Origin of the sequence: Sneathiella sedimenti (assembly GCF_017313765.1) — a bacterium.
Taxonomy (GTDB): Bacteria; Pseudomonadota; Alphaproteobacteria; order Sneathiellales; family Sneathiellaceae; genus Sneathiella; species Sneathiella sedimenti.
Map to the genome: position 1 here is coordinate 572,386 of NZ_JAFLNC010000001.1, position 22,605 is coordinate 594,990.

The following is a 22,605-nucleotide window of genomic DNA, read 5'->3' on the forward strand; positions in this document are numbered from 1 at the left end:
CCACGTGCGGGGATTTTTTTACCCGAATATACAATTTTTAGGTGTTTATTATGATGCTTAAACCACAAATAAGTCTGCGCAGGATTGCGGCCTTTCCATTAGGCTTTAACGGCCATTTCGACATTACTTTTCTTCAATGGATATATAGAACTCTGCTAGTTTTTACGTTATCCGTATCTCTGATCGTGACCCAGGTATTGTGGTCGGCGATGGCCGCTGCTGCGGGCCCCTACAACGCTTTGCCAGTTTCGGTAACCTCTGACAACTTGGAGGGGCCTTCCGTGACCACTGCAAGCCTGCAGCCATATGGTGCAGAAAACCCCGGGATCGTGGATCTCCCCAGCGGAAAAGTCAAATTCTCCCAGCCGCTTACAGTCTTGTCGGATGTTGGTCCGGGTTTCAACATTGATATGTTTTACTCAAGCCAGACGCCGGGATCTCTGGAGTCTGCCTCCGCAGCTACCGCCCGTGCGAATGCGGGGAATGGCTGGTCTGTTCCGGTCTTAAATCAGCGCATTGTGAGACAACACAGCTCTGACACCAATGATCGAAACGACCGTTTCTTTCTGCAGGACGGGGAGCGCTCCGTCGAGCTGCTTCCGATTGGTCAAACAATGCTCAATGACCGCCGTTTGAAGATATCCTTTACGACGACCGAGGGCGACAGCAGCATTATTAACTGGTATAGAAACGACTCCTTGCCAAATCCCGAAAATATCCGCGACAGTAGTAAAGATGAGTACCTACCCAGCTATTGGGAAGTCATAAACAAATATGGTGAAATTTCCCGCTATGGAGATTACGAAAGCAAGTCTAGCATCCTCGCCAATAGAGCCATAAGCCCCTACGACATCGGGACGGCCAATAAGCAAAAAACAAGCGTTGCGGACCTTTCCGGTGGCGAGAAATCGGCTGCCCTTTGCGCCTTGATTACAGCAGGACGTCCGGCCTCCTGTCATTTCCTTGCCGTCGAACTCTCAAGTCAACCTGAAGACTCCAACTCATCCAGAAAGATATTCACTGAAAGCGCTTGGAACCTCGCAGAGCGGGAAGATCCGATCACCGGCATGGCGACAATATTATCATATGCCTGCTCTTTCGACGTTAATAGGCCGAATGCCTCTAGCACCTGCTTGCCTTACCAAGTCGCGTCAGCAGGTGGCAATGTTGTGTCATTCAATTATCAAATACCAACAATGGCAAGCAGGCCTGTTGATCCGCTTTGCTCTAGTACACCCCAGGGAACCGACCGCACCGCGGAAGAAGTTATGCCTTCTTCGCAGGAAATTCTATTAACGGCCCTGGATGTATTCGCCGTATCGGCAAGAGCAAGAGCGAAAAAAACTATTCGGAAACTAGAAAGCACTGCTATTTCCTACTGCCCGCTAAGCTCGGGCAAGAATAAGGAAAACGTCGCCTACTTACCCTACGCAATCCGCTTTTTTACTGCGTCAAAGGGAGAGGCGATCCTCTCGGAACCAGCAACTCTCTTTGATTACTATACCACCGGAAATGACGCGGACGAGAATGCCGCCCGGTACGGAGCCTTGAAATCCGTTACTAATCCATATGGCCAGCGCATTGTCATCTCATATCAACGGAATTTGATTGATTTACAAACCGCATTTCTGGGAGAAAGTAATCATGCGTTTTGGGAAAATCCCAACAAGTCGGCGGAGGATTACACCGTCGCCTCCGTTTCCGTAGATAGCGGGTATCAATCTTCTTCCCTTTTCTATGATTATAATAGCGGCAAGCCCAATTCGCCGATTAAATATACCGCCCTGAACGGACATTCCATTATTTATCCCTCCGTGAAAATCATCTATGGCGATGTCAGACATCAGGCTGCGATCAGTTATATTGAAGCAGATTTTTATGCGGGAGATATGAGGAAAACGGTTCCTGAAATCTTCACGCTTAAAGATGCAGAAAATGGAGCGCGACCGAAAAATTCCGCTCTAACCGAGACATTGCTTAACGCAGCTCGCGGACTACCATACGAAACCCGAGTTGGTATCCGTGATGCGGATGGATCTGAATCAATTCATCGGCAGGTCAGCACGAAATATCTCGCTCTGCATGTCAGTCAACACGATAGCGAGGGAAAAGCCGTCGTTACCAAAAGAGCGATCCTGCCCTATGAACAGAAAGATGTTCGTTATGAACTTCATGGCGGCAAGGATAGCACTACCTCGGCCACCACAGTCAAAGTCCATACATATGACAATTATTTCCAGTCTTTATCAAACTCGACAACTACGACACAGTTCAACCACGGCTCAGAAGATGGCAAACCCACAATTGGGAATCAGGATATCTCGCAGTTAACAATAACTGAGTACATACTACGGGCCATTTTCGTAAAAGAATATGCGCCACACCTACTAAACCAGAACCGATTGAACGAGGTTTATGCACGCATCACAACGGCGAAAAACGAGAGCTCTCCAGAGGTCATAAAAAAGGCCACAATCAACGGGTTTTCATCCTTCAACTCACCTGTAGCGGAGCAACATGGGCCGCTAATCTCCAATATTAGTTACGAGCTAAGACTAGGAGAAAATTGGCAATCACCGGTGCAATTCCTGTTGGATTATCCACCAACGAAGGTTGTGGAGGACGAAAAATGGATGGCGGATTCCGAGATTATCCGGAGAGAATTGACGACGGGATATCCAATTGCCTCCCGGCTTGCCACTGGAGAGACGTATAAAACACTTTCCGCCTATGAAAATAGGAATGACCCTTCCTTAAGCTACCCAAGACGATATGAGTATGCCCATTTCGCTTTGGGAAAGGACGAAGGACAATCTTCGAATGTTGACGTTCCGGCCACCTATATCGGATTTGAAAAGTACGAGGACATTGCATTTGATGAACTGATAAATGTACTGCCAAGCTGCTCATCACATGCGCTGGGAATCAGTGTTTCAGGCGGTGTACTGGCTCAAGGGCCTGATGCAAATTCAGGGAACAGGTACTGTGACAGATCGGTAAAGACAACAGCCGGTTCAAAATCACGCCCGCTTGCCGTCTCATTAAACTCAAATTTTGCACCCAAGAAAACCCAACCTTATGTCGTCAGTGCATGGGTGAGGCCGGTAAAAGGCGGTGTTTGTGACATACTTCCAGATGCAGATCTATTAGAAGAGGCTGTGCGCCGCAGTACCGCTTCAGACCATTATGCCGAAACCCTGTCCGCAAACCCAGATGATGAAAAATGGTTTTACATAGAAGCGACGACGCCCAATGGCGCGGATATGGCACCAGGATCGACCCTGTTAACATGTGAAGGTGCTGTGGACGATATTCGCGTATCTCCCCTGGGCAGCAAGTTTAACGCAGTTGTTTATGATACAGATATTTCGTCGAGTAGTTACGGGTTGCCGATAGCATCCCATGCAGACAACGGGATGATATCTCGAGCGCTTTATGGCGACGACGGCAAAAAGGTTGCTGAGATGCTTCAGGATATTGACAAACCCCAATGTGCCCTCAGTTCACCGAATTGCCGATCGCTGCATACCCTTACAGACCTGTCCATAGCAAGCGGGATGAGCCGTTGGGAAGGCCATAACCGGCCCGCGCCTGACTTCCGCGCCAGTTTCAATCCTGCGATACCAAACCACGAATATTCCGGCATTGAGGCCCGCGGCACAAACACCGCTGCTTATTTCAAGGAAATACTAGGCAGCCAGAAAGTCACGATTAGGAACTCTGACAAATTCTTTGTCCGGTTCGATACAAAAACCCTAGGTGAAAAGGGTGTTTCACTGACCTTAGGGCCAACGGGTTCTGACACCCCCTCGAAACTGGATATCCAGTTTGATAGGGAACTCATCGTCAAACTGAATGGTAAATCAATGGCTCTGCCGCCCGGAAAGAGGGTTGCCCCGGAGGAATTTCTGATTGCGGTGCATAACGCACTTTCTGGAAATCCTGCGTTAATCATTTTGGCCGATGGAAATTTGATCGTCAGTCACTTTCCACCCGCTAAAGGGGTTTCAGACAGTACAAGTGATGTTGCCGTTATGCTAACCGGGGATGAACTCAGGCAGATTATCTTTGCCCCCTGGGCAGGCACAGTTACTGCCTCCTATACTGACGGATCTGGACGCGTCATCGAAGATCATGCCCTTAGCGGGTTCCTTGGAACAGACAATGTTTTCCATTTCACAGATGTCGCCCACGCAAACTGGTATGGTGGGGACGGACAACAAAATTTAGTGTCGAAGCCGGTTGAATATACGGCGCCAGCTAGCCAGGATGCCTCTGTTCCGAAACATCGAAAATTTAGTCCCGGATATCCGATTGGATCTCAAAAACTGATCCCGAACCTTCTGCAATTCCGTGGCGTGAAATACGCTACCAACCCTTCCAGGACTCAAGCCTCTCCTACTCCCATCCGTAATTTTGGGGCAATTGATTGGTCCAGATTAACTCTATTCGCCAAGACTGAAAATTTACTCAGTTTCGACATAGCCTTTGATCCGAAAACCGGCGATGGGGAGGATTTACATTATGCCATCCAATTCGGAACATCAAAAGCAAGCCCTGCCGTCAAGGGAGCGATGTCACGGATATCCAAATCTGAACAAAACCTTGCTTGGCAACATGTTTCCGTTTCCGTGGACAGTCATAAAACCGGGAAGGAAACCTTGATCCGCGTGGAAGACAAGAGTGGAGACATTGCTCTGGGCAATGTTTATATCCGGAATCTACAATGGAACGGAGTCGACAGTATTCAATTTGCAAATAATCATGCTGGCGACGATAGGGATTTTCGCAAAAATCATACCTACACCAATGGAATTCCCACAGTAAAGGTTGATCAAAAAAGCAGTTTGTTCGTTTTTTCGGGACTGCAAGACAGTTTGCTGACGGTTGGTCTGAATAGTTCCGATCTATACCAGTTTTACTCCGGTAAAAACCCTGGGCAACTCTGGTTCAGCAATGCAGACAAGGATGCAGTATTTGCGTTCGCAAACATCGATCATCGGGTAAATGCTCCTAGCCCTGGAACATCCGGTCAGTCAAGCAACGCGTTGTTGTCTCCCTATAAGGAAATGGAACAGAACCAACCTCCCTCTGGCTTCAGATACCGCGATCATGAATCTGTTTTCCCTCAAGGAAACGGCCTCCTTAGCTTCACACTGGAAGACGGGCTTGGAAACCCTGTTATCTCCGGCAAATCTTCACACAGCCCAAATGATCAAATAACGAAGAACACCATGAAATTTGATGGCTTTGTATATGATTTAATGAAGAAGTCGCAAATTGCAGACAGCGTCGGAACAGCCGCACCGATAGGTTCTTACCGGGAAACCAGACTTCCGCTGTGGTATCAGGAAAACCACAAGTCAAGCGAGCTGGTGTCAGCGCAAACCATCCATAACACAACCTATGATCTACTCGGCCACTGGACGTCACAACAGCGAACCGACTCGGCGGATCACAGCATCTTTACGGACCGCATTGGCCGCACAAGAATTATTGTCCGTGGGCCTGGATTCGACCAAAATATCAAGGAGCGCGCGCCCAAACAGATTGTCAGCTACTTTAAACGCGACACCTACGGTCGCCTTATTGAGAGTGGTCGGCTGAAAAATGTCAATTATACCGCGTTGCAGTGGATGTCGACGACAGCGGATTCCGCGTTTGATGACTCAAAATTACTGGACTTAAAGTCCTGCATCGTTGCTCAAAAAAAGTACGATAGCTACAGCGATGTTCCATTGTACGCCAAGTCCTCAGGAAGCAACTCGCAAGCGAAGAATCTTTCCGCAGATACGAGGCTTCAGTCTAGTCTTCTAAACGGTCGAGGGTTAAGCATTGCTGAAATACAATATTCAAGAACCGTTTCCGAAAACGAGGACGGCTGGAACCAGAACGCCCTAACGGATGATGGATGCAATAACCAAAAGAATGATACAGAGGCAGGGTTAGGCAATTATGTTCTAACGACAGAAATATATGATCAATATGGCCGTCCTCTCCATGATTTCACAAATATTGTCACTGTTGACGATCGCGGACTTAGAAACGGATCCCTCTACCTAAAATCCCATCAATTCGACTCTGACGGTAACTATATCAGAGTATTTTATCCTTCAGATGCCGACGGCAATTCGGGTGATTTTTCTATCACGGCACAGAAGGACCGCCTTGACCGGATTAGCTCTCTAACAAAAACAATTGGTGGTCAGTCTTCGCAATTATGGAAGGTGGCCGATTTCAGGTTTGGAGAACCGGTTTCAGAGATTTATGCGATGGGCACCGATAAAAACAAAGACCAAACGTATATAACGAAGGAGGTAAAATACAATTTTCAGAACATGCCGGTAGCAATCACTCAAAAAGACCAGGACGGCAAGCTGCTTTTGCTGGAAGAATTTGGGTATCTCAGCGACTTGGGGACACCCGGCACCCAAGCCCATAGGGCCTGTCATGACCTCAATCTCACACAGTACAGCTATAACCTAATTGCTTGGAAGCGGTTGTCCGGAGATGCCTGGTTTGACAAGGATGCTGTGTCAGACCTGCAATCGAACAGCGATGAACGGTGTTATGGATATGACGGGGATGGACAACTCACAAAAATCGTACGAGTGCTAAACGAAGAGAAAAACACCCGAAGCGACCTGCAGATAGAGACATTCCAGTATGATGAGAATGGCAATATCGTTCAAAAGCATAGCCGTAAGCTCGTTGCCCTGAATGAGGCCAATACACCAGAGTATCTCTGCGAAAGTAGGCTCTTTGAACTGGACAATGACGGCAATTCCATCGCCCAAGCATCCTATAATTCTGGCGTCTGCAGCAATAATTCGGGCGACACAAGTAATTCAGGTGACAACCCTGGGAATCCCGGGTTTGAGCGAGATAACACTGATCGTAAATCTAACTTCAGCTATGACACACGCTACGGCACTTTAAATACATTCGCCACTCCAGATATCGACAAAGTTGTGATTACGCGGGATGCGGACGGTATCCGGCCTGTAAATGTCGCATTTCAATCACGCGATGCTGAAGGTAGCTTTAAGTTCCAGGATGGCCCGGACGGACGCGCCGTTGAAATAAAAACGGTTGGCGAAACGCAGACAAGCCGGCATTTCGTAAGGGCGGGCTTCATCCGACCTATCGCGGAATTCCAGACGAATGCGAAAAATACGTCTGTTACCTACAGTCTGCCTGGTGGAGGACAGTATAATGCGGAGACCGGAATGACATTTTTCCCGGTTAAGGACTATCTGAATTCGACACGCGGTATACTCCAGCAGGGCGAAATCGTTGCCAAGTATGATTACGATATTACCGGCAAGCCGACGGTAACGGACAGCTGTTACGGAACCTGCGAGGCCGGGCAGTACGAGTATCTTTACCAGGGGCAGCGGTTTCTTGAGTTTGGTGCTGATAAACAGAATACTTTGGCCGGCCTTTATGCTTTCCCCGCACGGCTATATGATCCAGACCAAATGCGCTGGGCATCTCTTGATGAGGCGTTTGACAGCATTTCTCCTTATACAGCCATGGCCAATAACTGGGTGAATTTTACGGATCCGGACGGCAATGTTGTTACATTTTGGATCGCCGTGGGGTTAGCCGGTTTTACAGGAGCAACTTTGGCCGTTGGCGCGTTGTTTAGAAACAGCTCGTCAACCAATATGGCGTTGACGACCATCCGGGCCTTAAACGCCGCACAATTGCACTACAAAGGATTTCTGATAATTCACATTGTGAGGGAAGGACTGATTGCCTTTGGCCCCCGCCCGCAATTCGACCGGGTTCTGCATATACTCCAGGTTCCCGTCAATATGATGCTGCTCTTGACGTTCCTGTTAATGACCAAGAACTGGGTCACAGGAGGTCGACCGAGCGTTACCGGTACGACCCCCCGCTACAATCGGGGAAGCTGGCGACAGATTGCCGGGGTCATCCTGTCAAAAACAGCCTGGCAGGCTATTATCGGATATGCGTCCTACCGAGGGATTGGCGCACAAGCGGTTATCACCGTATACCCGGCTTTGGTTTTGGGCGAACTCAGCTATATGCTTGCCGCTCACCAATTCAGGATTAGACAGAGAAGCGATTTTTGGGCCGATCCGGATGTCCCGGCCTCAATTGCATCTGTGATGAACTCGAGGAGGGCTTCGTTCCTGTATGGAATGTCCGGGGCGACGGTATCCACTCTCGTTCTTGGCGGTATGTGGCAAGGCTATGAGAACCCGCCTCCGACACGCTATTGGGGGCATCGCCAAGGCCTCGTTTCAGGACAAGCCGGAATTGCCTGGAATGCCTTAACTATGATCGTTGTCGAGGGAATAATTTATGTTTTCTGGATAGGGACCCAGGAAGCCCTGTACAGAATTCTGGTGATCAGGCACCGGAATTCATTTCCCCGCGATCCAATTCCGATACCAATGCCTGTGGATGAACTTAATCTGGAAGATTTTGTTCCTGCAACCAGACTTCAAATAGAGACGCAACCGTTTCAGGAGGACGATGAATAAGATAACTCAATGTCGAAATCAAAGAAGTAGAATTGGACAACTCACAACTAACCACGTTCAAGAGTTGGTCCGTCAATCGTAACCCTTAAAAAATATATATTTTTCTGTGGTTTAAATCAGTACCACCCCGCCGTATCCACCGCACGGCGGGATGGTCAGCAAAGGGAATTTAAGAAAAAAATAGGGTGGAAATTTGTTAGAAAATTTCGTTAAATAAAATTTTCTTGACTTAAAAGAAACAACTGCTAATTTTATAGTACGCATTGAAGCGTAGAAAATTGTAAGCGACGTAGCTGAACACCATTCAATTGGGTGATGCTTGTCGCTTTTTTGTTTTTGTGTTCGGTCGCGTCCAAATTAACAGGAGGACGTGGTTAATGAAAACAATTCTATCAGGAGTTTGCGCACTCGCGCTTACGGCAAGCCTATCTATGGGAACCGCAGTTGCCGGCACCAAGATTGGCGCAATTTTTGACCTGACCGGCGGTCTGAACATATATGGTATTCAACAGAACAATGCCCTGCAATTGGCTGTTGAAGAAATTAATGCTAACGGCGGCGTGTTGGGCGAACCCATTGAAGTTGTCTCGTATGACGCACAGTCAGAACTCAGTAAATATACCCAGTTTGCCAACACGGCCATTCTCCGTGACAAGATCACCGCACTCTTCGCGGGTTTAACGAGTTCATCCCGCGAAGCCATCCGGCCCATCGTACGCAAAGCCAACATTCCCTATTTCTATTCTTCCCTCTATGAGGGCGGCGCTTGCGACAAGGTAACCTTCGTGACCGGTTCATCGGCCTCACAGCAAATGTCTAAATTGATCGAATGGGGCGTAAGCACATACGGGCCGAAAATTTACATTATGGCTCCAGATTATAATTTCGGTACAATTTCTGCCCATTGGGTCCATGAATACGCTACGCGAAATGGCGGCGAGGTTGTTGGAGAAGATTTCCTGCCTCTCACCGTTTCTGATTACGCGCCAACCCTTCAGAAAATTCAGGCTGCAAAGCCGGACTTCGTCGTGGCCCTTCCGGTCGGCGCCAACCAAACAGGCTTTCTAGAACAGTTCGCAGCCGCGGGCCTGAAAGACCGCATTGGTATTGTTTCCACCAATTATGGTTCGGGCAACCAACAAGTCGTTGTCTCTCCTCAGGCCGGTAAGGGCATTATTGCAAGTGCTGGTTACTTCATGGAAGTGGCGAACGATCAGAACGCCGAATTCGTAAAAAAATGGCAGGCTAAGTACGGCACGGATACGCCTATCGTTTCCGGCGCCGTGGACGTCTGGAATGCCGTTCATCTGTGGGCATTGGCAGTAAACAAGGCAAATTCTTCGGAGACCGAAGCTGTCATCAGTGCCTTGGAGAGCGGCCTAAGCTTTGACGCTCCGAATGGTAAGGTGTCCTTGGACTCCAAATCCCACCACTTGAACCAGAACATCTACATTGCAGAAGGTAATGCAGATCACGGCTTCGATATCCTGGTTACGTTTACGGACGTACCCGCCGTCTTCGAAGCGGACAAATGCGACCTGGTTAAAGATCCCGGGTTGGCAGAGCATTTTACACCTGAAAGCTGATTTTTTAAGGGGGTGCCGCGACGATCCGCGGCACTCCATATTCATCGGAAAAGAAAAATGGATTATTTTGCGACGGTATTAATTTCATCGCTCTCGAGTGCATCAATCTTATTGATCGCAACACTCGGACTGGCTGTAGTGTTCGGCTTGATGGGCGTGATTAACTTGGCGCATGGTGAGTTTATCATGATGGGCGCCTACTCTGCGCTTACCGCCACGCAGCTGGGCATCCCCTTTATTCTAGCTATTCCGGTTGCAGTGCTGGTGACAATGGTCTTCGGCGCGCTCGTGGAAATAATCATTATTAGGCGCCTGTACGGAAGACTGTTTGACACAATGCTGGCCACCTGGGGACTAAGCTTGGCTCTCTATCAAGGCGCGGTGTTGATCTTTGGCTCGGTTTCTCCGGGAATTGGCATGCCCCAAATTAACTTCAACGTCGGAGACTATACTCTGGCGGCTTATCCAATATTCATGATTCTCGTTGCCGCCGTAATGCTTGCAGGCATTTATGCCCTTCTTACACGGACTGTCTACGGCATGAAGGCACGCGCTGCCATTCAGGTGCCTGATATGGCGCGGGCAATAGGAATCGATTCCGCTCGAACAAATACGCTGACGTTCGCCATTGGTTGCGGACTGGCCGGGTTTGCCGGAGCAATCCTCCTCCCAATTGTTCCGGCAACCCCCTCGATGGGCTTTGCATTTGTGATCAAGGCATTTTTGACTGTTGTCATTGCCGGACCGGTTACTCTTGCAGGAAGTGCACTGGCCGCTATTGGCGTGGGTACCGGCGCCAGCGTTGTCGCCAGCTTCATGACATCAGTTGCTGGCGACCTTTTCTTCTTCATCCTGACTGTTGTCCTGCTACGGCTATACCCCCTGGGGGTTTCCGCCAAGTGGCGTATTAAGCTTTAGGGGGTAAACATGGAGCACAATCTAACAACCGCCGAAAAAATTCATGGATCAATCGGCATTTCAGCGCCCACAATCGCCGTTATTATCGCCCTTGGCATTTCCGGAATGCTTGACCCCTATTTGGCGTATGTCGCGTCCTTGTGGGTAATATATGGTCTTCTGGGTATGAGCCTTGATTTGGTTTGGGGCCGCGGAGGTGTCCTGAGTCTCGGTCAAACCGCCTTTTACGGATTAGGCGGCTATTTTGGCTCAGTTGTCGCTATCAACTTCTCCGAACTTACAGGCAACAGCCTTATCTGGGCGTTGCCAACAGGGGCGGCTTGTGGTGCCCTGTCTGCGGCTGTGATCGGATATCTGATATTCTACGCCCGCACCGGACCTCTTCAGACGACAATCCTTACCTATACGTTCACCATCTTGTTATGGACGTTGTCACAGTCCTTCAAGATTACCATCGGAGAAGCCAAAATTGGTGGTGACAACGGCATGGCCAATATTCCCGGCATGATTTTGGACTTCGGCGAGGATGCGACCACGCTCGAGCCAAATGCAATGTTTGCAACTGTGGTTGTTATTTCCGCAGTCATATATTTCGCCGTACGTCTACTCATGAGCGGTCCTTTCGGCAGAGTAGTTGACTGCATCCGGATCGACGGGGAGAAAACAGAGCTACTTGGCTACGATATCCGGAAATATCAGCTGCAGAATTTTATGATTGCCGGTGCCATCGCAGGTATAGCCGGAGCTTTGTTCGCAGCCTGGTCAAATTACCTCAACCCCTCGATTTTCTCAGTTCAGGAAGCATTGATGGTGCCGATATATGTTTTGGTCGGCGGTGCCGGAACTTTGTCAGGTGCATTTATCGGATCCGTGCTTATCGGCGGATTGTCGTTTTGGCTCGGTGGCGGCGCCATCAGCGGCCAAACCACACTCATTTTAGGATTGGTGTTGATTGTCCTCGTGATCTTCCTGAAAAACGGCATTCTTGGGGCGCTGAATAGCTTATGGCTGCGTTTTCTTCCTGATCGCAATCGGGCGGTACACTCCATCAAGCCCGTAACGATAGATGCGTCGGTCGTGGAAAATATTCTAGCTGACGCGGAAGTCGCGGCAGGCCCGCCAAAATCCCTGGAGACGAAAAATGCCACCAAGGCATTTGGTGGCGTTATACCTGTCAACGACGTATCGCTGAAATTTGAGCCCGGCATCCCCCATTCTGTTATTGGTCCGAATGGCGCGGGAAAAAGTTCCTTCCTTAAAGTCTGCGTCGGGATGTATCCGCCGGATTCCGGGGACGTCCTGCTCGGCGGCGAAAACGTCTCGCATTCGCCTATTTTCCAATGCGTTGCCAAAGGGTTGGGAGTTAAGAACCAAAAACCTCAGGTATTTGGCGAGTTGTCCATTTTCGAAAATTTATGGACCGCCGCCTTTTCGATGACGCGCGACAAGAACAAAGCCAACCAGATCGCCGATCAAATTCTAACCATGCTGGGCATGCATGAACAGGGAAATGTGGAAGCATCCGCCCTGTCTCACGGGCAGCAGCAATGGCTGGATATCGGTATGGTGCTCTGCCTGACTCCGCGAACTATTCTGTTCGATGAACCCGCGGCCGGGATGACGAATGAGGAAACCCGCGAACTATCTCACCTGGTTAGAATTCTCGCGAAGAAAACAACGGTCCTGGTAGTAGAGCATGACATGGAATTTGTACGCACCCTGGACGGAATGGTGACAGTCCTTCACCAAGGTGCGTTTTTCGCGAAGGGCGATATCGTAAAATTGCGAGCCGATGACCGAGTTCTGGATATCTATTTGGGGAGGCGCGCACATGTTCAAAGTATCTGACGCAACAGGTGGGTATGGGAAAACCGTCATTATTCATGATGTAAGCCTTAATGTTTGGGAGGGCGAGATCGTCGCGCTTCTAGGGCGTAACGGCGTCGGCAAATCAACTTTAATGAAATACATGACGGCTATTATTCCCGCGAAGAAAGGCAAAGTGGAAATAGCCGGTCGCCCGGCCCCGAACACGACATTTGGCCGCGCCAGGGTCGGCCTGGGATATGTACCGCAAGGGCGGTTTGTGTTTCCCCGCATGTCTGTTATCGAGAACATCGCCGTCGCGGCGGCCACCAATGGCAAGAATGCCACTATGGCCGTCGAGGAAGCGTTGGAGGAATTTCCACTCCTCAGACCGAAAGCAACCGCGTTGGCAGGTGGCCTGTCCGGCGGACAGCAGCAAGTCCTCGCATTGGCGCGCGCACTGGCGGCAGATCCTTGCATATTGTTGCTGGACGAACCAACGGAAGGCGTTCAGCCCTCAATCATTGATGAAATTGCCGGAACACTCCTTCGAATAAACAAGGAACGGGGCATTTCCATGCTTGTCGCTGAACAGGATTTAGACTTCTGCCTGTCCATTGCTGAAAGAGCCTATGTCATGGAGAGAGGAACTATCCGTCTGGAAACAGACCGGGAAAGCCTGCGTAAGGACAAGGCTCTGCAGCAAGAGTTGCTTGGGGTGTGACATGACGCAGAAAATACCTTTATCCGAACAGCAAAAACATCATATCGAGGCGACCCTCAAGAGAATTACAGAAGGGCTAGCAAAAAAATGCGATCCAGATCTGGAGCCGTCTCATATCTTTAATCCGGAGGCGTTTAGTGAGAAAAGAGTTGAGCGTTGAGAAGAGCTGGACTGTCAGTTCTCAGTCCAAGGCAATGGCGGCCGGCGATGTTTCGGCAATGGAATTAGCGAACGTCGCGCTGGGGTTGGCCGCAGATAAGACTGTCCTGAATGCCATTGTGTCACTGGATCCGGAAATTGTTCGCCAGCAGGCTGCTGCGTCGGATGTACGCCGGAAATCCGGTAAACTTTTGAGCGAGATTGATGGCGTTTGCATCGCAGTGAAAGATAACTTTTGGACAAAAGATTATCCCACGACGGCCTGTTCGAATGCGGCACCCATATATCCGGAGAATGTAGATTCATCGGTTGTGGAAAAACTTCGGTCTGCGGGTGCCGTAATTTTTGCCAAGACTAACATGCATGAATGGGCATATGGCGCAACAAATGGAACGTCCAGTATAGGCCCCACAAGGAACCCCCATAACGTCGAGCATATTACCGGGGGAAGCAGCGGAGGTTCTGCGGCGGTGGTTGCCGCCGGAATTGTACCTGCTGCCTTAGGAAGCGATACCGGCGGGTCGGTCCGCATTCCATCCGGGGCCTGCGGGATTTATGGATTTAAACCTAGCTACGGCCGTGCGTCACGGCATGGTGTATTGCCGTTATCCTGGTCATTGGATGCGCCGGGTCTGATGGCCACTACATTACATGACCTTGAACTTCTACTTCCGTATTTCATCGGCGCTGATCAGGCGGATAGAACCACGATCCATTCCAAACCCTACACATCGGGCAAAACCATCGAGCACCCAAGGCTCGTCAATCTTGTTGGCACAGGACTGGAGCGGAGTGAGGAAGTCGATGCAACGCTCAATCATGCCCTGCGGCAGGTTCAAGCATTTGCAGAAATTCATACAGGTGAAATACCGGACCTCGGCTCCTACTTCGCGGCGTGGGAGGCAATCCTTCACGCCGAAGCCACCAGCTTTCATGCCGAACAGCTTGCCAATGACCCCTCCGGATATAGCTCGGTCACCCGATCACATCTCGAGGCTGGAAAATTGTTGTCGGCGACCGAGTTATTAAAAGCACAACAATTGCGAACTGAGTTTTGCCGTGCAATAGATGAGCTATTGAAAAATGCGGACGCGTTGGTATTGCCAACCCTCCCCGTCACCGCGCCAAAACTTGGTGAAGACTGGCAGGAGTTCGGGAATTTGCGGGTTACAAGTCAGGACAGCATGACGTGGTTTTGCTGGCTCGGCAATCTTGCAGGTCTTCCCTGTCTCTCGATCCCTTGCGGACTATCCAGCGCAGGCCTGCCAGTCGGCATGATGTTAATGGGCTGCGCGGGAGAGGACGAAAAACTGTTTAATGCGGCACGTAAGTTGGATTTAGCCATAAATCCTTGATAGGATAGAGATATGAAACAGAGCCCGTTCAGCTTTGGAGTCTTGTTCTCGCAATCAGGGACAATGGCAGTAACCGAAACCGCGCATCTACAGGGAATTCTTCTCGCCTGCGAAGAAATAAACAACGCGGGCGGCATCAACAACCGGTTGCTTGATCCGATAATTCTTGATCCGAAGAGTGATGCGTCCACATACGCGCGAATGACGACAGAATTGCTATTGCGCCATAACGTCAATGTTATATTCGGATGCTGTCTCTCCTCAAGCCGAAAGCGTGTATTGCCAATCGTAGAAAGGTTCAATGGCGTGCTCTTCTATCCTTCGGTCTATGAAGGGTTTGAGTATTCCCCAAATGTGATTTATGGGGGCGCCACGCCTAACCAGATGATCATTCCGCTATTGGAATATTTATTTACCAAAGGCCAGAAAAAGGCGGTCCTCATTGGAACGGATACTCTTTTTGCACGCGAAATCAACCGGATCGTCGCCGAGTTCTTATCAGAAAGCGGCGGTTCTTTTGTTACAAAGAATTATGTCCCGCTGGGCACCCCAAAAGAGGCATTTAGAAATATCGCGCTGCGTACCATTGAAAGCCAGCCTGACATAATTCTCTCAACCTTTGTCGGGGGCGAAATTCGAAAATTCTATGAAAGCTTTTCGGAATTATCGGAAAGTCACAAGTTGCCCCAAATTGCCTCCCTTACGACAACAGAGTCGGAATTGGCGCTTCTTCCGGAATCCGCGCGCGCAGGGCATTTGACGGTTTCCTCCTACTTTGGTTCGGAAGATGATCAGCCGAACCAGAAGTTTGTCGAGCTCTATAAATCGAAATTTGGAAACTCGCGACAGCCAAGCGTATATACACAGACGACTTACAATCAAATCCACATGCTTTCCGAGGCTTTGAAATGGTCAGCGAGCGACTCAACCGAAGATATCCTGAGCTCTCTATCCAGCGTTTCCCTTGAGGTGCCTGGTGGGCGAATTTCTCTGGACAGCAATACAAATCATACTATTCTTAAACGCCTGATAGGCGAGTCAAACAAAAATGGTGAGTTCAAAATAGTTTGGAGCAGCCCGGACTTTGTTAACCCTGATCCTTACTTGATGAGCTATGACCGTCTGATTGTTGCTAATAGGATGACATGACCGACTCAGAGATATCTATTCTGAGAACTTTGCGGAAAACTCGAACGCTCGTCTTACACCCTGATGACGAGGATGGCGTAGCTTTGACACGCCACTTGGTGCGCGTCGGTTGTGTCGCTGACCGGGTATGGCCGGCACCATCCGAATTGCCACAGGAAGTTAATGTTGTCCTGTTTCTTCTTAGCCCGGACGAAGATAGCAATTCTTATGAATGGATGAGCTCGGAAGCAGATGTCGCCCGCATTGCGATCATATCCTACGAGACACCTGAAATCCTTGTTCAACTGGACAAGCTGAATGCTCATAGTATTTTAACGAAACCTATCCGACACTTCGGTGTTCTTGCCGCTGTTACGAATTCCATTCAGGTTTCCAATCATATTGCGCGTCTTCGGCGGCGAATTCGCCTGCAAGACGAAACCCTCAAAGGGCGGCGAAAAGTCGAAACGGCTATCGGTATTCTCAGAAAGTCCAGGGGAATTTCTGAGGAGGAAGCCTATCGTCTGCTAAGGGAAAAATCGATGAGGGATCGCATCCCGATCAGCGAACTTGCGGAAGCATTTATCGTTTCCAGCGACCTTTAGACGTCATCCGCACTTTCAACCAATATCGCGGCGTTCGATGCGCTCAATTAACTGAGCTACTTAGACCTGATGCTCTCGGATTAAGGAGCTTGACGGCTGGCTGGAAAAGAGACAGAGCCGACCAACAAATCCCTTCTTGTGTTACCAAAATACTGCTGGTATACAATGCAAAGAAGGTGGGGATTTTTTCTCTTGTTTTTCAACAACATATAAACATTTAGTACTCGATTTATCTTCTGAGCGCGAATGTTTTAGCATATATTTACGGTTATGTCCCTATCCTACTCGACGCGCTAGCCGGTACCGGAGGATGAAATGGCAATTTTTCTGCATCATGGCGACCTTCCCGACGATGTCGACCTCGGGTCGTCCATTGCTGTGGACAGCGAGACGATGGGGCTGCTTCCTCATCGTGACAGACTTTGCCTGGTACAGCTCTCTTCTGGCGACGGCAATGCTCATCTCGTGAAGTTTGACGGGAAAAGCTACGAAGCACCAAATCTTGTGCGGCAGCTTGGCGACCCCGATCGGCTCAAGATATTCCATTTCGGCCGGTTTGATATTGCCGTTATGGAGCATTATCTCAACGTCACCTGCGCCCCGATTTATTGCACAAAAATTGCGTCGCGCCTTGTCAGAACTTTCACTGACCGGCATGGATTAAAAAATCTGTGCCAGGAAATACTCGGCATTGATATTTCCAAGCAGCAACAATCCTCAGATTGGGGATCGGATGAACTGTCGGACGCGCAAATGGAATATGCTGCATCCGATGTTCTCTACCTGCATCAGCTTAAATCACGCCTAGATGAAATGTTGCTGCGGGAAGGACGTATGGAATTGGCGGAACAATGTTTCAAGTTCCTGCCGACACGCGCACAGCTTGATCTGGCCGGCTGGATGGACACAGACATATTCGCACATAGCTAAGGCAGGGCGGCTAGACGCTATTAACCTTGTTAAGAAGGCGCAATTTTCTTATATATTGATGAACTTCAGCTATTACATGTCGGGCCGGTAAGGACTGTGCCGGAAAACGCAAACAGACGGCGGACGGTTAATGACAATTTCAAAGGAAGCGGCAACAACTCAGTTTGACGAAATGGCCGATCTTGTTGCTGCCCGGAAAGTCTTGAAAGCTGAAGCAGATGCACTGTTACAGCTTCTTGATGACCTTGACGGGGAATTTGTCAAAGCCCTCGATTTTATCTTCAACGCGCGCGGTCGTGTGATCGTCAGCGGCATGGGGAAAAGTGGGCATATCGGCAACAAGATCGCAGCTACGCTGGCGTCCACAGGAACACCCGCGCAATTCGTCCATCCCGCTGAAGCCAGTCATGGCGACCTGGGTATGATCACAAAGGACGATGTGGTCCTGTGCCTGTCTAATTCTGGCGGCACAAAAGAGCTGAGCGATATCATTGCCTATACCCGAAGGTTCCATATCCCGCTCATCGCAATCGTTGGAAAAGCTGACAGCACGCTTGGCCGCCGTGCGGATGCCTTATTGCTCCTGCCCGATGTCCCCGAAGCCTGCCCGATGGGTCTGGCCCCGACAACCTCCACGACCGCAGCCCTCGCGATGGGAGATGCGTTGGCGGTCGCATTGCTGTCACGCCGCGGGTTTGGTGCGGAGCAGTTCCGCGTCTTCCACCCCGGCGGTAAACTCGGCGGGTCACTCATCAAGGTAGCGGACCTGATGCATACCGGGGACGCCATGCCGCTCGTCGATGAGAACACGTTGATGAGTGAAGCACTGATAGAAATATCGGCAAAAAGTTTTGGCTGTGTTGGAATACTGGACGCAGACAAAGCGCTCATCGGTATCATTACAGATGGCGATTTACGGCGCCATATGGGCTCGGATCTTCTTGGTAAGCCCGTCAATGAAGTGATGACCCGCAACCCACAGACAATCTCCTCCCGAGCGCTTGCCGGTGAAGCTCTGGCGCAGATGAATTCGACCGGCTTTAATGGCATTACATGTCTTTTCGTCGTCGATGAAAATCAGACGATCGGGATTATCAGTGTGCATGATTGCCTGCGCAGCGGGGTCATGTAAAAAATGAAACGCGCGGATGCCATTCCGACAAAAGACGAAATTTCTAACGAAACGCTCGCTGGTACGGCTGATTTCATTGGTACGCCAGGACTCGCGGAAATGAAATTCAATGCCCGCTACAGCCATTTTGTTGCTGTCATTAAGTTTATATTATTGGGTCTCGCAATCCTGCTGGTTGGATTGGCCTTTATTCTCCCTAACCTCGACAAGCCGGAGGGATTCACACTCGATTACGCGGATGTCACGGTGTCAGATGATGGCCTGACGATGAAAAACCCGCAATATGTCGCAAGCGACATTAACGAGCGCCAATATGTTGTTACGGCGGATACAGCGACTCAGAAGACGGCAACCGCCTCCCTAGTGTCGCTTAAGAATATTCAGGCAGATATCACGCTGCCCAGCAAGGACTGGATTTCCATATCGGCACCGAAAGGAGATCTGGATACGGAAACTGGCGTACTTGATCTCTACGGTAAAATTGACATTTTCAGTGACAGCGGCAATCAACTTTCCGCCAACTCGGCCCGCGTCAATCTGAAGAAGCGGACGATCACAAGTAAAAACCGGCTGAAAGGGCATGGCCCGCTTGGCGCCATTGAAGCGGATAGTCTTGCCGCAGATCAGATTACTGGTAACATACGATTTGACGGCAATGTCAAATTGACTATCAATCCTTAGAGAATACTTGGACACCCTCGAATGCGTAGGCTGATACAAAAAGCAAAAATACTAATCCTTGCCATTGGCCTTTCTTCCGCCGGGCTGCCCCAGGGTGCTTGGGCTCAATCTGCGCTCACGGGAGGCAGCATCGATTCCAATCAACCAATAGAGATCACCGCAGACTCACTTGAGGTGGAGCAAGCCAACCAGCTTGCAATATTTGAAGGCAATGTTCAGGTTGTCCAAGGCAACATCAGGATGCGCGCCGCGAAGCTGGTGGTTCATTATGCCGACAAGAGCCAGTCAAAGAATGGGGAGCCAGCCAACATTCGCCAGATAGATGCTATGGGAGACGTTTTCCTGTCCAGTCCGCGTGAAACGGCGCAGGGCGACAAGGGCGTCTATGATGTGACAAATAAGCAAATTGATTTACAGGGAAATGTGGTACTAACGCAGGGAAAGAATGTTCTGCGTGGCAACAAATTGACACTTGACCTGATCACCGGCAAAAGCCGGGTTGACGGTGGTGGCACGACCGGCGGAAGCACGGGCCGTGTGAAAGGGATATTTGTTCCTGAGAAAAAAGCCAATGAGTAGAGTATGAGGCAATTATGACAACAGGAACAGATGAACTGGATCAGGGGCCTCGCCTGGTTGCGGAAAATACCGGCCTGAGAGCACAGAATATCGGGAAGTCCTTCAAAAAAAGGCCAATCCTTCGCGGCGTTGATATTACCGTTAGTCGCGGTGAAGCCGTTGGTCTTCTGGGACCTAATGGCGCCGGGAAGACGACCAGCTTCTACATCATTTCAGGACTGCTGCGGCCCGATTATGGCACGATTTATCTTGATGGCCGAGATGTCACGGAACTACCGATGTACCGGCGTGCCCGTCTGGGTATTGGCTATCTTCCTCAGGAAGCCTCGATTTTCCGCGGCATGAATGTCGAGCAGAATATTCGATCCGTTCTGGAACTTATCGAGCCTGTCCGGGAAAAGCGCGAGAACCAGCTGGAGAGCCTTCTGGCGGAGTTTTCCATTTCCCATCTTCGACGCACGCCATCCATTGCGCTGTCTGGTGGTGAACGCCGCCGGGTTGAAATTGCCCGCGCACTGGCGGGCAAGCCAAATTACATCATGCTCGACGAGCCATTGGCGGGCATCGATCCGATCGCGGTTGGCGACATACGTGATCTTGTTTCTCATCTCAAAGACCGCGGAATTGGTGTGCTGATCACTGAGCATAACGTGCGTGAAACGCTTGATATCATTGATCGTGCATATATTCTTAACGAAGGACGTGTCATAAAGGAAGGAAACCCGTCGGAGATCGTTTCCGACGAAGGAGTGAGACGCGTATATTTGGGGGATCGCTTCAATCTCTAGACTACTCGGGATTGACAGGGATCAGGAGTGACAATGGCGCTAACGCCCAGACTTGATCTAAGGCAAAGCCAGCAACTTGTGATGACACCTCAGTTGCAGCAGGCTATTAAGCTGTTGCAACTGTCCAATCTGGACCTGGCCGCCTATGTGGAGCAGGAACTGGAGAAAAATCCGCTTCTTGAACGGGCGGACAGCTTGCCGGGTGAAGATGAGTACCCTGCCTCAGACGATGGTGGAGATGTTGACAATGACGGAGACTTTGCGTCGCTTGAGGAAATAAGCATTTCCGAAGATGCCCCGCTGTCCGCAGCTGAAAACACTGCCATCGATACGGATTACGACAATATCTATACGAGCGACGCCCCTCTTGATGCCCCATCTGAAGCAATCGGCGCGGACGCGGCGAATACAGGCATTCTGTCCGCCAGTACGGGAGGCAGCAATTCTTTTTCCGGCGCGGATCTTAATCTTGAGAATACCCTGAGTGAGGATCTTTCCCTTCGCGACCATCTCGATCAGCAGTTAAATCTTCTCTCCCTTACTCCCGCAGACAGGCTAATCGCGTCCTACCTGATTGATATGGTGAGTGATGCAGGATATCTCGTTGGCGACCTGGAAGAAGCCTCAGAAAACCTTGGCTGCACGACAGAGCGGCTTCAGTCCGTCCTGGAAATCTTGCGGGGTCTGGAACCAACAGGAGTGTTTGCAACAGACCTAGCCGACTGCCTCGCTCTACAGCTAAAGGAAAAGAACCGTTACGATCCGGCTATCGCGGCATTGCTTGAAAACCTGGAAATGCTGGCAGAAGGAAATCTCAAGGGACTTCTGGAAGTCTGCGACATTGATCAGGAAGATCTCGCGGAAATGATTTCGGAAATCAAAGCGCTGGACCCAAAACCCGGGCTGCAATTCGGTGGCGAGGTTGCCCAGACAGTTGTGCCCGACGTTTTTGTTCAACGTCGGCCGGATGGCGGATGGCAAATCGAACTGAACAGTGAGACACTGCCCAAGGTTCTCGTCAACAACCGCTATTACTCGGTTATCAACAACAAATCGCGGCGTAAGGAAGAGAAAGAATATCTGTCCGAATGTCTGAATTCGGCTAACTGGCTGGTAAAATCTTTGGACCAGCGCGCCCATACTATCTTGAAGGTAGCCACCGCACTTGTTGAAGAACAGGAAATGTTCTTCACTCAAGGCATTGAATTTCTCCGCCCGCTAAACCTTAAAACCATAGCCGAGGCGATTTCGATGCATGAAAGTACCGTTAGCCGGGTTACCTCCAATAAATATCTGGCGACGTCGCGCGGCGTATTTGAGCTGAAATACTTCTTTACCTCAGCGATTAACTCGACATCCGGAGGCGATTCCCATTCAGCCACATCCGTCCGGCATAAATTAAAACAGCTTATTGATGATGAGGCCCCAAATCGCATCCTTTCAGATGACAAAATCGTCGAATTGATGAAACTTCAGGGGATAGATATTGCACGACGCACCGTTGCAAAGTATCGTGATGCTATGAATATACCGTCGTCCGTGGAACGGCGTAGAATGAAAAAGCAGTTGATTGCTTCATAAATGGGGATGCATAAAATGGTGCCTCGGGCACGGCATTTTTCCGTTTCAAATAGCGTGTGTTGACATTGCCACGCGCAAAAACTATGGTCCCGCCCTCAAATGGAATTAAGCGCTATT

General features: G+C 49.9%; 15 protein-coding genes. All 15 read left to right on the plus strand.

What is annotated here, in order from left to right; all coding sequences use genetic code 11:
• Window positions 1-50: 50 nt before the first annotated feature.
• The 15 genes from J0X12_RS02800 (at window position 51) to rpoN (ending at window position 22,488) form a co-directional block, all read left to right on the plus strand.
• Window positions 51-8,516, plus strand: a complete 8,466-nt coding sequence (locus J0X12_RS02800; protein ID WP_207041948.1) for an RHS repeat domain-containing protein — start codon at window positions 51-53, stop codon at window positions 8,514-8,516.
• Between the two features lie 377 nt (window positions 8,517-8,893).
• Window positions 8,894-10,102 (plus strand): urea ABC transporter substrate-binding protein, encoded by a 1,209-nt coding sequence (locus tag J0X12_RS02805; RefSeq protein WP_207041950.1) that lies wholly within the window; start codon window positions 8,894-8,896, stop codon window positions 10,100-10,102.
• Window positions 10,103-10,159: 57 nt separating this feature from the next.
• A complete protein-coding gene (locus tag J0X12_RS02810; RefSeq protein WP_207041952.1) occupies window positions 10,160-11,020 on the plus strand; it encodes an ABC transporter permease subunit in 861 nt (286 codons plus the stop codon).
• A gap of 9 nt (window positions 11,021-11,029) precedes the next feature.
• Window positions 11,030-12,868, plus strand: a complete 1,839-nt coding sequence (locus J0X12_RS02815; RefSeq protein WP_207041961.1) for an ABC transporter permease subunit — start codon at window positions 11,030-11,032, stop codon at window positions 12,866-12,868.
• Entirely contained in the window at window positions 12,852-13,550 is a 699-nt protein-coding gene (locus J0X12_RS02820; RefSeq protein WP_207041969.1) for an ABC transporter ATP-binding protein, read from the plus strand. Before J0X12_RS02815 ends, J0X12_RS02820 begins: the two co-directional genes overlap by 17 nt.
• Before the next feature lies 1 nt (window position 13,551).
• Window positions 13,552-13,710, plus strand: coding sequence for a hypothetical protein (locus tag J0X12_RS02825; RefSeq protein WP_207041971.1), 159 nt, complete (start codon window positions 13,552-13,554; stop codon window positions 13,708-13,710).
• On the plus strand, window positions 13,688-15,064 hold the full coding sequence (locus J0X12_RS02830; RefSeq protein WP_207041973.1) for an amidase family protein: 1,377 nt from the start codon (window positions 13,688-13,690) through the stop codon (window positions 15,062-15,064). The genes J0X12_RS02825 and J0X12_RS02830 overlap by 23 nt, the downstream gene beginning before the upstream one ends.
• Before the next feature lie 12 nt (window positions 15,065-15,076).
• Window positions 15,077-16,213, plus strand: coding sequence for a transporter substrate-binding domain-containing protein (locus tag J0X12_RS02835; RefSeq protein WP_207041975.1), 1,137 nt, complete (start codon window positions 15,077-15,079; stop codon window positions 16,211-16,213).
• Window positions 16,210-16,797 carry an ANTAR domain-containing response regulator gene (locus tag J0X12_RS02840; RefSeq protein ID WP_337925135.1) on the plus strand — a complete coding sequence of 196 codons (588 nt, stop codon included), beginning with the start codon at window positions 16,210-16,212 and terminating at the stop codon, window positions 16,795-16,797. The genes J0X12_RS02835 and J0X12_RS02840 overlap by 4 nt, the downstream gene beginning before the upstream one ends.
• A gap of 315 nt (window positions 16,798-17,112) precedes the next feature.
• Window positions 17,113-17,727: a ribonuclease D gene (locus J0X12_RS02845; RefSeq protein WP_207041979.1), complete on the plus strand. Its 615-nt coding sequence runs from the start codon at window positions 17,113-17,115 to the stop codon at window positions 17,725-17,727.
• 130 nt (window positions 17,728-17,857) lie between these two features.
• A complete protein-coding gene (locus J0X12_RS02850) occupies window positions 17,858-18,859 on the plus strand; it encodes a KpsF/GutQ family sugar-phosphate isomerase (protein ID WP_207041981.1) in 1,002 nt (333 codons plus the stop codon).
• Between the two features lie 3 nt (window positions 18,860-18,862).
• Window positions 18,863-19,540: an LPS export ABC transporter periplasmic protein LptC gene (lptC, locus tag J0X12_RS02855; RefSeq protein WP_207041983.1), complete on the plus strand. Its 678-nt coding sequence runs from the start codon at window positions 18,863-18,865 to the stop codon at window positions 19,538-19,540.
• A gap of 21 nt (window positions 19,541-19,561) precedes the next feature.
• Window positions 19,562-20,119 (plus strand): lipopolysaccharide transport periplasmic protein LptA, encoded by a 558-nt coding sequence (gene lptA, locus J0X12_RS02860; protein ID WP_207041991.1) that lies wholly within the window; start codon window positions 19,562-19,564, stop codon window positions 20,117-20,119.
• A 14-nt stretch (window positions 20,120-20,133) separates the two neighbouring features.
• On the plus strand, window positions 20,134-20,907 hold the full coding sequence (gene lptB, locus J0X12_RS02865) for an LPS export ABC transporter ATP-binding protein (protein ID WP_207041994.1): 774 nt from the start codon (window positions 20,134-20,136) through the stop codon (window positions 20,905-20,907).
• 33 nt (window positions 20,908-20,940) lie between these two features.
• Window positions 20,941-22,488 carry an RNA polymerase factor sigma-54 gene (rpoN, locus tag J0X12_RS02870; protein ID WP_207041996.1) on the plus strand — a complete coding sequence of 516 codons (1,548 nt, stop codon included), beginning with the start codon at window positions 20,941-20,943 and terminating at the stop codon, window positions 22,486-22,488.
• The last annotated feature ends 117 nt before the right edge of the window (window positions 22,489-22,605 follow it).